Below are 15,096 nucleotides of genomic sequence, written 5' to 3'. Positions count from 1 at the left end.
CGCTTGCTGGTCGACGGCTATCGGTTCATTCTTGTGAATACCCTGGCCGTGAAGTGCGTAGCGAGATCACGCCGTCACGGCCCCTAGTGAGGTCTTGTTCGATGGACTGCTCGGGCTGCGGTTTGGAGGTTGAGAGCGGATACGCTTTCTGTCCGAGGTGTGGCAGGCGCCAGCCCGTGCCATGCGCCAGTTGCGGCTACCTCTGCGCACCTGATTTCGAGTTCTGTCCGAAATGTGGGGCAAGCGTCGGTGCGCCCGCAAAAGCCGTCGAACGGCCTGCCCCGACACCGAGCCGGACCATTGTGCCGCCTTCTCGAACTCCATCGCTGCTTGCGAACATCGAAAGCGAAGATGGGCTGCATCCCGTCTCTGACGCCGATCGCCGGACGGTGACGGTCCTGTTCGCCGACCTTTGCGGCTTCACGACACTCAGCGAGCAGCTCGACCCCGAGGTGATGCAAGCGCTGCAGAACGAACTGTTCAAGGAATTGACGGCGGCCGTGCGAAACTTTGGTGGTTTCGTCGACAAGTTCATTGGCGATGCACTGCTCGCTTTGTTCGGTGCGCCGGTCGCGCATGAGGACGATCCGGAACGTGCGCTTCGCGCCGCCCTCGACATGATCGCCCGGACGGCGCGGCTCGGCGAAAGCGCGCCGCCCTCCGGCTCGCCTCTGTTACTCCACATCGGCATAAACACTGGTCCGGTCGTCACTGGCGGATTGGGCATCGGCACCGCCAAATCCTATTCGGTGACCGGCGACACAGTGAATACGGCGCAACGCCTGCAATCGCTGGCCGCACCGGGTGAGGTGCTGGTAGGCGAGCTCACTCACAGGCTGACCCGGCATGCCTTCTCTTACGAGTCGCTGGGTGATGTCGTGCTTCGCGGCAAGGCTGGCAGTGTGCTCGTCCATCGACTGGATGCACCGCTTGCGGCGCCGCGTGCAGCGCGTGGGCTCGAGGCGCTCGGCCTCAGCGCGCCGATGATAGGTCGTGGTGCGGAGCTCCAAAGAATGCTGGCGAGCCTTGACCAGGCGTGCGGCGGCTCGGCCCAACTTGTCCGCCTCGTCGGAGAAGCCGGTATCGGGAAATCGCGGCTGGTGAAGGAGTTCGTCGCCCGCGTCGGCGACGAGGATCGTTTTCGCAACGTCGCCGTGCGGCAGGCCACGTGCTCACCGCTGGGCGAACAATCATTTGGCGCCTTGGGCGCAGTGGTGCGCAGCGCTGCCGGGATGATGCAAAACGACAATGGGGACGAAATGCGGGGGAAGCTCGCAGGCTTGCTTACCGATCTCGGCCTGCAGGGCGAGGAGGCGAAGCGGCTGATGCCCTTGCTCTACCATGTGCTTGGCCTTGGCGACCCCGATGCCACCTTGCAGCATGTCGAGCCCGAGCAGCTGCGGCGGCAAATTCTCTACGCAGTCCGCACACTCATCGAACGGCGGCTTGCGTTGTCGCCGCTGTTGATTGTCGTCGAAGACCTGCACTGGGCCGACGCCGTGTCGCTCGAGGCACTGCGTTTCGTGATGGACAGGTTGGAACGCACGCGGCTGATGTTGCTGGTCACCCATCGTCCGGCACCGGACAACGACCAGCTCGACTCAAGTCGGGTCAGCCACACAGCGCTCAGGCTTTCGCCGCTCAGCCATGATGACGGACGCAGCCTCTTGGCGGCGCTTTTCGGCGAGAGCTGGGTAAACTCCGCAGGAAGGCTTCCCGACCAGATCCTCGAGCGCGCGGGCGGCAACCCGCTTTTTGTGGAGGAGATCGTTCGCGGCCTTATCGATCGCGGTGTACTGGTGCGCGAGGGCCAGCGATGGCGGACTGCGGCAGGCGAAGTCGCAACCGGCATTCCCGCCACTATCCAGGCAATGTTGCTTGCTCGCGTCGACCGGTTGCCCCAAGAGGTGCGCCGGTTGGCCCAGGAAGCCGCGGTAATCGGCCCGCGCTTCGATGCCACACTTCTGAAAACCGTGACAGCCGACCCCGGCCGGCTGGAAGCCGGCTGCGAACTGCTTTGCGATGCGGAAATCATCGAGGAAGTTGCCGGATCAGGCTCGGTCTCGTCGCAAAGCTACCGCTTTACGCAAACATTGCTGCAGGACGTGATCTACCAGAATCTGCTCCTGCAACGCCGGACCGACATCCATGGGCGGGTCGGTGCTGCCTTGGAGCAACTGTACGGCGACAAGCCGGAAAGGCTCGAGGATTTGACCGTGCTCGGTCATCATTTCGCACTGAGCGCCGAGCGGGAGAGGGGCGCGCATTACCTGCAGGCGGCGGGCGATCGCGCTCGCATGATATACGCCAACGACGACGCCCTTCGTTTCTACGAGCGAGCCCTGACTGCGTTGGACGCGATCGGGCAAACACCGCTCAAACTGGCAATAGCAGAGCGCATTGCCGATTTGAGCGGCCCGGTAGGCCGCCGCGAGATCGCGCACCACCACTACGAGACGGTGTTGCAGGCATACCGCGAGTCAGCCGATCGTGTCGCTTCGGCGCGCGTTTTGCGTAAGATCGGTCGGCTGCTCTGGGACGTCGGCAAACGGGACAACGCAGAATCCCGCTATGCTGAAGCGGCAGCGCTCCTCGATGGAGCGGATGCCCCGATCGAGCAGGCGCATCTCTGGCAAGAACGTGGCCGACAGGCGTTCCGTAGCGGAGACAACGCTCTCGCGGCAAAATGGGCGGACGCGGCGCTGGATTGCGTACGCACTCTGACAACGGAGCATGTCTCCGAGGTAGGGCGTGATGCCACTCTTGTGACCGCCGAGGCACTTAATACCAAGGCTGTTGCGCTGGCCCGCCTTGGGCGAAACCGTGAAGCCGTGCGAGAGGTTGAGCGAAGCATTGAATTGGCCGAAGCCGCCGGTCTACTGGGCGCGGCCTGCCGCGGCTACACCAATCTCGGCGTGCTTTACACGACCATCGATCCGGCAAAGGCGATGGAGGTCTGTCGGCGCGGTCTTGAAGTGGCGCGCCATATTGGTGATTTGGGTTTCCAGGCGCGCCTTCTCGCCAATCTGGCGGTCGCTTGTTGTACTTTCACGGATCGCTGTCCAACGGAGGGCGTGCCTGCCGCCGAGAAGGCTATCGAGATCGACCGGGCGCTCGACCAGCGCGAGCACCTGCCGGTGCCGTTGATCGTGCTTGGGCAGATCCACCAGTGCAACGGCCGTCCGGAACTGGCGGTTGGCTTGTTCCACGAAGCACTGGACGTAGCCCGCGAAACAGGCGAACCCCAACTGCTGTTTCCGTGCTATGATGGTCTCGCAACGCTTAATCTCGACCTCGACAATCTGGCCGAGGCCGAACGCTACTTTTCCCTGGCGCAGGGTATATGCGCCCAGCACGGGCTCGACCCGGAAGCGCTTGTGGTGCTGCCTTTTCTCGACTAGCCGGGGTGGGAGGTTGGAAATGTCCGCGCATAGTGACTTGGTACCGCTTCAACCGGGCGACCGTGCGCCGAACTTGGTACTCGACGCCATTACCCAGGAAGGCAAGATCGCGCTTGACGACTTTCGCGGACAAAAACCGGTGCTGGTCGGCCTGTTTCGAGGTCTGCATTGTGCGTTTTGCCGGCGCCATATCGCCGCCCAGGCGCGGCTTGATCCGGAGCTGCGCGAAAAGGGCGTGGAGAGCCTGACGGTGGTCAACACGCCGATCGAACGGGCGCGTCTCTATTTCCGCTACCACCCGATGCCGAATCTGCTTGCGGCCTCCGACCCTGAACGCGCTTCACATCGTGCTTTTGGACTGCCCAATCTCGAATTCACCCAAAACGAGACGAACTGGCCGTACAAGGTCTCGATGGCAGCGGCAAAGGATATGCGGGTCGACATGCCAGGCGAGTTGCCCAGTCCTATGGATCCTTTCGCCGCCAGCGAATTCCTCGACAAGAAGGACCATTACGAACTGACCGAAGCCGACGAGCAGATGATGGCAACCGGACACGGACAACTGATCGGTCAGTTCCTGCTGGACCGGCAAGGGATCGTGCGCTGGAGCTTCACGGAGGTTCCAGAGGGCGGGCGATACATGTTTGGGGCGCCAAACCCGCAGGAGCTGATGTCAGCCGTGTCCCAAGTCGCCCAATAGACTTGCGAACTCGGGCAGGACACTGAACAAAAAGCGGAACCAATTTGTCACAAAACTAGACATTGGCGCACGCTGCGGAGCGTCTCGTCGATTGTGTCCTGCGCATTGTGGGCGGGACTAATCACACTGACACGTTCACCGTTCATTCGAGCACGGCCTCGACCGTGGCAACAAAGTCATCGAGCGAGCGATCCCCGCGAATCTCGATGCGCGGAAGGTCGATGGGATCGCAATCGAGGCCTGCCGGCCCGTGTCTGCCGCCGAAGCCGATTCGATAGCCGCACTCCTTGGCCAGCCTGCCAAGCCGTCGGTCGGTGACAGAGAAGGGTGCCGCGAACGCCGTGGTTGGCCGACCGGTCCACCGTTCGATGAACATACGAGAGCGCAGGAGCTCGGCGGCCAAGTCAGAGCTCGACAGACCATCGATCGCGCGATGCGTCGCCAGATGGCTTCCGAAGAACGCACCTTCGGCGGCGAGGCGTCGCACCGTCCCGGCGTCCATAAGCGGCGTCGGCGGACCGCTATAGGCGTCCCACCGTGCACTTTCACCCACCAAGTCCGTCACCAGGAACACTTCCGCGGTCAGGTCGTTCGCGCGCAAGGTCGGCCAGGCATGGTCGGCAAAGTTCTGGAAGCCGTCATCGAAGGTGATGAGCACTGGGCGGCCAGCGAAAGGCTGACGGTTGGCGATGAACCATTCCAGCTGCTCGGACATAATCGCGTGAAAGCCATTGGCGCGCAGCCATGCCATCTGGCTGTCGAATGCGGCGGGCGCGAGCCGAAAACGGGCGAGCGCGGCCGGACCATCGTCGGAGACGCTGTGATACATGAGGACGGGGATGCGCTGCCGCCGCTCGCTCCGTGCGACGTCGCGGCGCAAGGCCCGCGCCCCGCCCCAGACGATTTTTCGCGCGACCCCGATTTCGACGGGCGCGCGGATTGGCACATGATCTATCATCGGTTCCGTCGCCACGTCGTCTGGTGACAGGCGGCGGAAGCGGTCTATGCGATAGAGCTCGGTCTGGATCGATTGCTCGAGGACGAGGCCTTCGGTCCCTGCGAGCGTCTCCGAGATCACTTGTGCACCGAATGTGTTCCAGTCGAAGCCCGTCCTTTCAACATTGTCACCCAGCACGAATGCGTGTGCGCTGATGAAACTGCCGCCAGGCGCCAACGCCTCAATGAATTTTTTGGCGATGCGCCGCAACTCGGCGAGATCATCCAGATAGTAGAGCACTTCCGAACAGACGATCAGATCCATCTCACCCGGCAGCGTGTCCGCAGAGAAATCCAGCACGCCGAACTCGACATTCGGCAGATCGCTGCATCGCGCGCGCGCCCGCTCGACGGCTACGGCGGAGATGTCAGTTGCGGTCAAATGGCCCACTCGCGGCGCCAGCTGCCGCGTGAAGTGGCCCTCCGCGCAGGCCAGCTCAAGCGCCCGTCCGATGGGACCGGCAGGCAGAATTTCGAGCTGCCGCTCATATTTTTCCTGCTCATAGGGCGAACCGTAGTTCCAGGGATCCTTGGTCGCGAAATGGCGATTCCAGAACGACGTGCGATCATTGTCGTGCCTATCCGCGGCCGGTGCACGGCGCGGCGTTGCAAGAGGCTCCGTAGGTTCGGCGCTCGACCGAACCAGCCGCCGCGCTTGCGCGGCCAATCGCGCGAGTTTGCCGAAGTGGCTGTCCCGATCGGACCGGCGTCCCGCTATGGACAACAATGCCTCGCCTGCAAACATGTTTGACTTGTCGGCACGTATAAGCCGCTCGGGGGGCACGACATTCAGGATCAATTCAATCCAATGACGCCTTGTCACTTTCCCGAGGACGCCGAACTGCACGCGAGCCTCGATCTGGCCATCCATCATCAGATAGGCGTAAATTTGATCGATTCCTTGCGGAAGTTCGATCGCGGTCGGGTTTCGAGCGTCGACGCGAATTCCAAGTGTCCGCGCCAGCCTGCGCGGCGCGGCAAGATCGTCGACGTCGAGAAGCATTTGCTCAAGGTGATACTGGACGCGGCGACCCGCGACGGGATTGTCCCAGACCTTGCCGAGTTCGGTGATCAACTCGGTGAGGGAGCCGCCGAACCTGTCCCACCTGGCAGCCATTTGCGCCGGCACCGACAGGCTTCCTACCATAAGGCCATCGAAGGCCACCTTGGCGATCTCACGCGCCCACTTGCGTCCTGCCGGGAGCGCGCGCAGGGACTGCGGGTTGACCGAGCGCGAGCCGCGGCCGCAATCCGACGCCGCGTTCCACAACGCGAACCACGCGAGTGCTTCGGAAGCGGTGCGGCCGTTCGCCTCGATCGCTCCATTGGCGTGTGCCGATGCCGGGTGTTTGACCCTGGGATCAGCAGAAAAGCCGCGGGCGATCACGATTTCCGCATCTGCCAGCATCTGCGTCGAATTGCGGGAGAGCGCGTTGGGGCTGGCCCGATAGAAGGCGAGCGGCTCGTCGACCATCACCCAATTTTTGCCCAGACGTGCGAGGCGCTGCCACAGATCCCAGTCCTCGCAGGTGCGCAGCGACACATCGAAACCGCCCAACTCGACAATTGTCTCGCGGTCGACCAGCAGCGCGTGAGTGCGGATGGCACACTGGCGGGCGAATGTTTCGAAGGGCTGGATCGCAACCTCCGTCGAGATGCTCGACGGGGTGAGTTCGCCATCGGGCATCACGCGCCGGGAACCGCAATAGGCGGCCACTGCATCGGGGGCGGTTTTCAGTGCGGCCAGCATTTTCGCCAGGAAGCTGGCATCCACCCAATCGTCCGCATCCAAAAACATGAGCCAGCGGCCGCGCGCGGTCGAAATCCCGCTGTTGCGCGCGCCGGCGGCGCTATACGCGCAAGAGCTCAACGTTCGAAATCGGGCATCTTGCTCGACATAACCGGCGATGATCGTGGGGGTGCGGTCCGTGGAGGCGTCGTCGACGATGATCGCCTCCCAATCCACAATTTCCTGATCGAGAAGGCAATCGAGTGCGCGCGCCAGCGTTGCCTCCGCGTTGTGCGCCGGAACCACGATTGAAACCAGGGGATTATGCGCCACGCCGTCTTACCCGCGCCTGGTTCGAAGCAAGGGTCCCGAAACAGTGCCGGCGATTTCCTGCCAAAGGAAACGGTCCTCGCTGCGTCCAAACGGTCTCCTGCGACCGAGATACCAAAGCGGCTTCCATTTGCAAGCTTGTTTCAAATTCGACCTGACGCCAGTCCGCTCATGCTGGACGCAATGCGGCTGAATGGCCGCACATATAGAAGTAGAACCACGCCAAAACCCCTTCGGGCCAAAAGTGTTACCCATCCGGTATAAACCGTAACCTATGTGTCCGGGTCGGACACGACAAGGATGGCGCACCCGAGAAGACGAAGATGAGAACTCGTCCTGGACTATGCACGTCCCGATACAGCCTGCGAGGCCCGTGCCACGTAAGCGATCCAAGAGCAACGCCCGCGGGCTCTGAACGATCTCGCGACGTTATTGAGTGACCTGGTCAATCCGAGTGATCGCAGTGGAAGCGCCGAGAGCTTCCGCAATTATGCGCGCCTCCTTGAGCCTCGGATCGCTCCTGTCGCCTCTCCCGATCGGCGGCAGAGCGGCTCCCATAAGCGCCTGCATGAGAAATCCCCGCGTCGCTGCACTGCGCGCTATGTCAGCCGCGCGTTCGTAATGGAGCCGGGCCCGCGCGCGCGCGGTCATGAAGATGAACGCCAGGATCGGATCGCGGAACGCCGCCGAGATTGGCGGCGTCGGCATTTCGACCATGATCTTGTGAAGATCGCCGAGCATAAGGTGAGCCCAGCCGACCAGCCGGGAATTGCGCCACTTCGTAAACAACGCAATGGCGCTTTCGAGACCCGCGATCGCCTCTCGGACACGCCCGATCGCGGCGATCGCAGCCCATTTCGGCACCTCGACCGCTGGCAGCAATGCGCGGAAACCCGCCTTGTCGATGTCTTCATAAAGGCGAGTGAAGGTTTCGTTCGCTTCGGCGAAACGGCCAAGCGTCAACAGCGCGAGGGCGGTCGCGGCCGCCGCGCCCATCTGTTCGGTGCGGCCACCGGAGGCGACGGAAGCCGCTTCGGCGCTGGCGAGGGCGCCGGCTCCGTTGCCCGCCACTGCCAAAGCGAAACTCGTAAGCATGTGGCCCATGGACCGGGCCGGCGGATAATGGGTGCGCTCGCCGAGCGCGAGCGAGCGGTTCGCCCAGGCGAGGGTCGTGGCAATGTCGCCAAACTGCAGCGCCCTCGTACTCGCGAGATAAAAAGTCAGGGTCTCGAGGTAGGCATCGCCGAGCGCGTCAGCGGTGGCTAGGATTTCATTTGCAGTCCCGTCGAAAGTCTCGGACGGCCTGCCATCGGGGCGCAATTCCGCGAGCCAGAGCTGATCCCATTTCGCGTAGGCGATGCTCTCCCGGTCGCCAATCGCCGTTCCGATCTGCAACGCGCGGTCGAGCGCCGCCTCGGCTTCCTCGAACCGATCCGCGTTCAGATAGCCCTCGCCCAGCCAGGCGAGCGTCCGCGAAAGCGCGCGGCTCGGCCCGAGTTTTTCGATCCGCGGCAGCCAGCGCTCCGCGTGGCGGATCATGCCGGCAAAGTCGGCCTCCCAGCAGCAGGTAAGCATGCGGTCGACGACGATCTCGGCAAGCGTCGGTTCGTCTGCACAGTCTGGATCGGCTTCGATGAAGGCCAGCGCGCGATCGAGCTGCTCGACAGCTTCCTTCAGCGAAAACACCTCCAAACTGCGCTTGGCGGCGAGCGCGAGATAGTGGACCGCCTTTCTCGTCGAAGCCGCGCGAGAGTAATGGTGCGCGAGAATTGCGGCGAGATCGTCCGCCCGATTTCCCGCGCGCCGTTCGAGCGCTTCGGCAGTCCGGCCGTGAAGTTCGACGCGCTGCGACTTCAGCAGGGAGCCGTACAGCGCATCTTGGATCAGCGAGTGTTTGAACGCATATTCGCGGTCTGCGTCGGTGTCAGGCGACAGGGGCAGGATCAGCCCTTCGCCTTCGGCGCGTGACATTTCGCGCACCGGCGGCGCTGGCGCCGCGCAGACCTCGCCGACTAGCGCCGTCCGGAACTGACGGCCGACGACCGACGCCGTCTGCACGGCGAACCGGTCCTCTCCGGGCATTCGCTGCACCCGGTTCATGATGAGATTTTCGAGGTTCGCAGGAATATCTTCCGGCTGTGCGGCCGCTCCGGGCTTTCGCTGGGCGACGTAAGCGGCCAGCTCCTCTGCGAACAGCGGATTTCCCTCCGCCCGGCTGACGATCGACTTCAGGAGATCCGGCGAGACCTCGGCGCCGAGGCGATCGGTAACGAGGCGCATCGCCTGGGCGTCCTCAAGCGGAGCCAAGTTGAAAATTTCAACACCCTTCGCCTGAACCAAATGCTGGACTTGGGGCTCCGGGCGCGTCGTAAGGGCGAACATGGCGCGCATCCGTCCCGCTGCGCACATGATCTCGTGAAGCGCTTCCAACGAGGCGCTGTCTGCCCAGTGCAGATCTTCGAAAATCAGCAGAAGTTGGGGCTCTACGTGAGAAAGGAATTCAAACAGGGCGACCAGCGCCTCTCGTGTGCGCACGCCGCTGAGTTCCGACGCTTGGATCGCGCCGATCTGAAGCCTCTTGGCGCCCAGAATATTCACCAGAAAGGGCGTTGCGGCCAAAAGCGAGTGGCCGGCGCCGCGCAAGCCTGATGCGATGCTCGCCTCGATCTCGGCGGCCAAAGCGGTTTCGGGGATCCCGAACGCCGCGCGGAGGACATCCGCGAACGGCGAGAAGGGCGCCGAGGCCGCATCGGGGCGACAGGACGCCCGCCAGACAGTCGCGTCTTTCAATTCGCTTTCAAACTCATGAAGCAGGCGCGACTTGCCAAGCCCTGCTTCCGCGACGATCAGCGTAATCGCCGCACCCTCTGTCTTGCTTCGCGTCCACAGCGACCGAAGGCGCGCCAGTTCGCTTTCCCGGCCGAGCAGGGAACCCAACCCCAGGGCGCGCTTAGCTTCGAAGCGGCTGACGGCGGAACGCAGGCCATCGATCCGAAACAGCCGGGCCGGTTCAGACTTGCCCTTCAACGCCCTCGCACCGAGGTCCGAGAATTCGGCATAGCCCGCAGCGAGGTTGGCTACGATTTCGGTGCAATAGACGGTTCCCGGCTCGGCCGCGCTCTGGACCCGCGACGCCAAATTGATTGCGTCGCCAAGCGCGTTATAGGCAAGGGCCTTGTCCTCGCCGATGCGCCCCAGCACGACCGCGCCCGTATGCAGGCCGATCCGCAGCACAGGCTCGCAATCAAAGGCGGCGAGGAACTCGGATTGCAGCGCGTTCATGCGCCGCTGTATCTCGACTGCTGCGCGGCACGCGCGAGCGGGCGCGTCTTCGAGTGCCTGAGGAGCGCCGAAAAAAGCCATCAGGCCGTCTCCCGCGAAGTCCTGCAGCATTCCCCCGTGACGGTTAATGATCGCGGTCTGCTCTCCTGCGAGGCGCTTGATCAGGGCGAAGACAACCTCCTCGTCTAGCCGCTCCGTCAGCGGCGTGAACCCGACAAGGTCGGTGAACATAATCGTGACCTGGCGCCGCTCCCCCTGCGGCTCCGAGGCGGCCTGCTCCACGCCCATGATGGCCTCCAACAGAACAGGGTATCCGAACTTCGTTGTTCCTCTGGCCCGCCGCGGTGCGAAGTCACTTTTGACGCTCGTACGTTCGGGCGTGCCGAAGTCGGGCCGGTTTTACGCGGTCAGTGGCGTCGTGTCGTAGCCGATGAAGCGCGCCAATTTGCCGTTACGCATTTTCATGAAGTGAGCCCAGCGGTTCTCATAAAGTGCGCCGGACGACCGGATCTGCGCTGATGTGCGCCCTGTGACAGCTACGTCATCTTCGCTCACTATGAATTCGTCAGGTCCAAACGCCCTGATTTCGACAGCGCCAGCCAGAATTCCGAAGAAACGCATGACCTCGCCGTGGCCTCGGAAAGAGCCCGCCCAAGGCACGGATCCGTAGTAGATCCATTCGATGTCGCCGTCGCAGAGCGCCATGAACTTGGCCATGTCTCCACGCGAAAATGCTTCGTAGCCTTCCTTTGCGATGTCCAAGCTGCCCATGTTTCCCTCCCCGCGCGCAAGTCGAGCTATCGCGTAAATGGCGCAAGAAAGCGCCCGTCGCGGGTCGCCGCACTTCATTGGCGAGGATATTGATACCATGTAGCCGCTTCTGCAAGTGCTACCACGGTCCGTCGCGGGAAGCGTCGCCCCCTCAGGCTGTGCAAGAACTGGGGCGGGCAAGCGCCGACCGCGAGCAATGCAAAGCGAAGTCCCCTCTCAGCTCGGCGTGATCGCCGTAGCTCCGAAGGCGTTCACGGCATGGAGGATATTGAAGGCCAGGATCGAAAGTGCCGCTTCGGCCTTCACCGCCCGGAGGCCCCTGGTTAGGAACCTTCCGCCGCCAGACATCCGCTTGATCGTTCCGAAGGGATGCTCAACGGTACATCGCCGGATCGTCATCAGGCTGGGGTTGGCGTAAATTCTCGCCTCCATTCGGTCCAGAGCACCCTGATCGACCAACCTATGGATGGTGCGCTGGACACCTGGCGTACATCGCGGCTTCAACCTGCAGCTCGGGCAGGCCGAAGTGCGATATCGGATCGCCCGGTTCCGGGTGTGTAGACCAGAGGGACGAAGGGTCTCTCCGGCGGGACAGCGGATGGTGTCGCTGGCGTCGTCGTAGACGAACTGGGCCGGCCGGAAGTGATCGGAGTTCATGGCGCCGCGCTTTATCGGGGCGGCCACCTCAATGCCCTCTCGCTCGCATCGAGCGATCTCCTCGGCGTTGGAGTACCCGCCGTCCGTCAGCACCTGGATCTGCTCGACCTCCAGCACCTTCTTCGCCGCCACAGACACGGGGTGCAGCATGTGACTGTCGTTGGCATCGCTGTAGACGTCGTGATGGACAATCAGGCCGCTCTCGACGTCCACCACGCTCTGGAGATTGTACGAAGGCATCTTGGGCGCACGGCCGTAGCCCATTGGCTTGGCCTCCGGCTCGCCGAAGACCAGCACCTTTTCGTCGCGACGCTCCAACTCCTGCTGCCTTCGGACAAGCCGATCCTTCCGGCGCTGGAGCGAAGCTACGGCGGACGCGAAATTCTCGCGGTGTAATGGCTGATCCTCGAAGCCTTGCGCCACCGTCTCGTCAATGATGTCGAGCCGATCGAGATAGTAAGCGACCTCCTTTTCGGTGTGCGCGATGTCTCGGGCGAGACGCTCCGCGCCCGCGATGTTCTTTGCGCTTGCCACCGCCCGCATCTTGGTGCCGTCCACCGCCACGACGCGCCCGCCGACGAGCCCTTGCTCCCGGCAGAACCGCACGAAGGCCGCGCTGGCGGCGATGATCGCCTCTGGATTGTCGTGTCGGAACGCGGCAATGGTCCGGTAGTCCGGCGCCAGCCGGCGCATCAACCACAACGCTTCGAGGTCCCGAACGCACGCGCGCTCAAGATGCCGCGATGATCGGACTTGGTTGAGATAGCCCCAAATGTAAAGGCGGAGCATGTCGCCAGGCTGGAATCCTGGCCTGCCAGTCGCCGCCGCGACTGCCCGGTTGAAGCCCAGGTCGGCCAGGTCCAGGCTGGCGACGAATGCATCGACGACACGGACGAGGGCGTCTGGCGCGACGTAGTCGTCGACGCACGCTGGCAGCAGGCTGATCTGATCTCGGCTATCGCCTTCGATGAAGCTCACCGTCCGCCTCCATCCATTTTAACATGCTGATTCTACGGTGATTTGCTGGATTTGACGAAGTTCTTGGGGCGTTTCTGGGTCTCGCCACCCTTGACGGGGAGCCTCGCGAAGGTCCGGTTCGCGGAAGGGCGGCGCCCTTCGTTAACGACCCGAACCGGCCATGAGAACCCTGCCCAAAACCTGCTGCTGGGAAGTCTCTGGGTAGGCTTTGCCCACCCGGCGGCCCCCATGCACCAAGGCGTGTGAACGCGAGCCGCCTGTTGGAATGACGGAGGCTTTGCCTCCGCCTCACCGTTACAGTTCAGATTCAGCCATTCACCAGGGCTGGCCGTCGCCAAACGACCAGTCCTCTTTGTCCACGAAGACCATGTTGATCATGATGTCGTCTGCACGGATGGCCAGCTTGGTTTTCAGCTCGTCGGCGATGAACCGGTAGAAGGCGAACTTAGTGTCTCTCTCGTTTCCGACGGTGCTGGTTACCTGGATCAGCATGAAGTCGGGGGACCGACTGAAGCCGAGGAATTTGGGATCATAAATTAGGTTTTCGGCGGTGTGTTCGCCGACAACCACGAAGCGGTCACCGTCGGGCGCCTTGAGGATATCGATGACGCCCCTGTAAACGATGTCGGCCACTGCGGCGCGGTACTCGGGGGTTTTGCCTTGGATCAGATCGATGCGTGCGAACGGCATTGTAGCCTCCTTCAGGTTGGGTTTCGGATTAAGCGTCGGTCGAGGAGTGAGTGTTCAGACCCAAGAGTTTCAACTTGTCGGTCATCGGATGTCTCGCTTTCATCTAGCTCGCCACCTGCCTGTCAGATGACAGGTATCCAACTAACACCCGAAGCTTGCAACGTCAACCCCTGTCTGCCATATGACAGATAAGGTGTGAAAAATGGCGGCGACGATGAAAGAGAATGCGAGGGAAGCGATCCTTCTGGCCGCGCGGGAAGCGGCGATGGCGTACGGCTACGGTGGGATAAACTTCCGCGATCTTGCGGAAACCGTCGGCATCAAGGCCGCCAGCATCAATTACTATTTCCCAAACAAAGCCTCCCTCGGCGAGGCAGTCGCGAAGCGCTATTGGGAAGACATTGCCGCTGACCTGGACGCCATCTCAGCGGAAGCTCGAGATCCGATCGACGCCTTGCGCCGCTATCCGAGCGTCTTCCGAGCGTCGCTCGAGCGCGATAATCGCATTTGCCTGGCCAGCTTCATGGCAACCGAACACGCCGAACTGCCCGAAGCGGTCTTGAAAGAAGTGCAGACCTTTGCCGACGTCAATGTCGCTTGGTTGAGTCGGCATCTCACCGCTGCGGGAATTGTCGGGCCCGACGAAAGCGAACCAAGGGCTCGCGCGATCTATGCCGCCGTAGCTGGCGCTCAAATAATCGCTCGGAGTCGGTCGGACATCTCAGTCTTCGACGGATTGATCGAGAGCTACCGCGCAGCGGGGCCGCTCCCGAGATAGATACTGCGCAGAACTTGCGACGTCCGTTTTCAGGGGCTGCAGTTAGCAGACCGAAAGACTTAAAGTGGTCGGGAGCTGCCGCAGATAATTCCGTCGTAGAGATTAGTTTTCGCACAGCCTGCCCTGCAACGCCCCGAATATCCAGAGGAGGCCCGCGCCGACCGCAGTCGACACAAATTGCCCTAGGCCCGCAGCATAAGAGGCTGCTCCTGTAATCGTCGCACGGGTTTGGAAGCCAGGGAGGTTCTCATCTTTGTTCTGCCCGAAGACGGAAAAAGCTAAGAAAATCATGGCTTCTATCGAAATGGCGCACCCGACAGGATTCGAACCTGTGACCTCTGCCTTCGGAGGGCGCTATATCGCTTTCGCCAGGATACGCTAGAGTATCCGAATGCCATAACAATTCAATATGATAGCGTGCGTCAGCTCGCCGACCTTATCCATTATTTGCCTTGAGCTTGCTCCCATTTGGTTGCAGTATGGTTGCAACATAAGGAGCCCCAGAGGCAAGATGCCCAAGTTTAGCAAACGCGCAATCGAGAGCCTTCGGTCAGATGGCACCAAGACAGGAACCCTTTATTGGGATACCGAGCTCAGAGGGTTCGGAGTCCGAGTGTTCCCATCTGGCCGAAAGACATTTGTGGTCAAATTCCGTACCCACAGTGGACGCCAGCGATGGTTGAAGATTGGCGCCTATGGCCCACTTACCGCGGAGCGCGCACGGGACCTTGCGAAGATCGAGTTGGCCAAGGTCGTGGAAGGCAAGGATCCGGCGACGCTTCGG

At 62.2% G+C, this 15,096-nt stretch carries 9 protein-coding genes; 4 read left to right on the top strand and 5 right to left on the bottom strand.

Features of this window, described 5'->3' with window-relative positions:
- The first annotated feature begins 101 nt into the window (after window positions 1–101).
- Window positions 102–3,401: an ATP-binding protein gene (locus ACFFNA_RS12235; RefSeq protein ID WP_378918487.1), complete on the top strand. Its 3,300-nt coding sequence runs from the start codon at window positions 102–104 to the stop codon at window positions 3,399–3,401.
- A gap of 19 nt (window positions 3,402–3,420) precedes the next feature.
- Window positions 3,421–4,101 (top strand): redoxin domain-containing protein, encoded by a 681-nt coding sequence (locus ACFFNA_RS12230; RefSeq protein ID WP_378918485.1) that lies wholly within the window; start codon window positions 3,421–3,423, stop codon window positions 4,099–4,101.
- Window positions 4,102–4,243: 142 nt separating this feature from the next.
- On the opposite strand, the gene ACFFNA_RS12225 is transcribed toward ACFFNA_RS12230, so the two are convergent.
- From ACFFNA_RS12225 to ACFFNA_RS12205, 5 genes are all read right to left on the bottom strand, one after another.
- Window positions 4,244–7,159, bottom strand: coding sequence for a glycosyltransferase (locus ACFFNA_RS12225; protein WP_378918483.1), 2,916 nt, complete (start codon window positions 7,157–7,159; stop codon window positions 4,244–4,246).
- A gap of 426 nt (window positions 7,160–7,585) precedes the next feature.
- Window positions 7,586–10,726 carry an ATP-binding protein gene (locus tag ACFFNA_RS12220; RefSeq protein ID WP_378918481.1) on the bottom strand — a complete coding sequence of 1,047 codons (3,141 nt, stop codon included), beginning with the start codon at window positions 10,724–10,726 and terminating at the stop codon, window positions 7,586–7,588.
- A gap of 111 nt (window positions 10,727–10,837) precedes the next feature.
- The gene (locus ACFFNA_RS12215) at window positions 10,838–11,209 is read right to left on the bottom strand and encodes a nuclear transport factor 2 family protein (protein WP_378918479.1); all 372 of its coding nucleotides are present in this window, start codon (window positions 11,207–11,209) and stop codon (window positions 10,838–10,840) included.
- A gap of 216 nt (window positions 11,210–11,425) precedes the next feature.
- Window positions 11,426–12,844: an IS1182 family transposase gene (locus ACFFNA_RS12210; RefSeq protein ID WP_378918477.1), complete on the bottom strand. Its 1,419-nt coding sequence runs from the start codon at window positions 12,842–12,844 to the stop codon at window positions 11,426–11,428.
- A gap of 315 nt (window positions 12,845–13,159) precedes the next feature.
- Window positions 13,160–13,534 carry a tautomerase family protein gene (locus tag ACFFNA_RS12205; RefSeq protein WP_378918475.1) on the bottom strand — a complete coding sequence of 125 codons (375 nt, stop codon included), beginning with the start codon at window positions 13,532–13,534 and terminating at the stop codon, window positions 13,160–13,162.
- Between the two features lie 214 nt (window positions 13,535–13,748).
- On the opposite strand from ACFFNA_RS12205, the gene ACFFNA_RS12200 reads away from it, so the two are divergent.
- Together ACFFNA_RS12200 and ACFFNA_RS12195 are read left to right on the top strand one after the other, a co-directional pair.
- Window positions 13,749–14,312 (top strand): TetR/AcrR family transcriptional regulator, encoded by a 564-nt coding sequence (locus tag ACFFNA_RS12200; RefSeq protein WP_203280679.1) that lies wholly within the window; start codon window positions 13,749–13,751, stop codon window positions 14,310–14,312.
- 409 nt (window positions 14,313–14,721) lie between these two features.
- The coding region (locus ACFFNA_RS12195) for an Arm DNA-binding domain-containing protein (RefSeq protein WP_378918473.1) at window positions 14,722–15,096 on the top strand (375 nt) is incomplete at its 3' end.

Source organism: Mesorhizobium kowhaii (genome assembly GCF_042431665.1).
Classification (GTDB): domain Bacteria; phylum Pseudomonadota; class Alphaproteobacteria; order Rhizobiales; family Rhizobiaceae; genus Mesorhizobium; species Mesorhizobium kowhaii.
The sequence above is the reverse complement of the archived record's forward strand: the minus strand, read 5'-3'. Positions and strand labels throughout refer to the sequence as shown.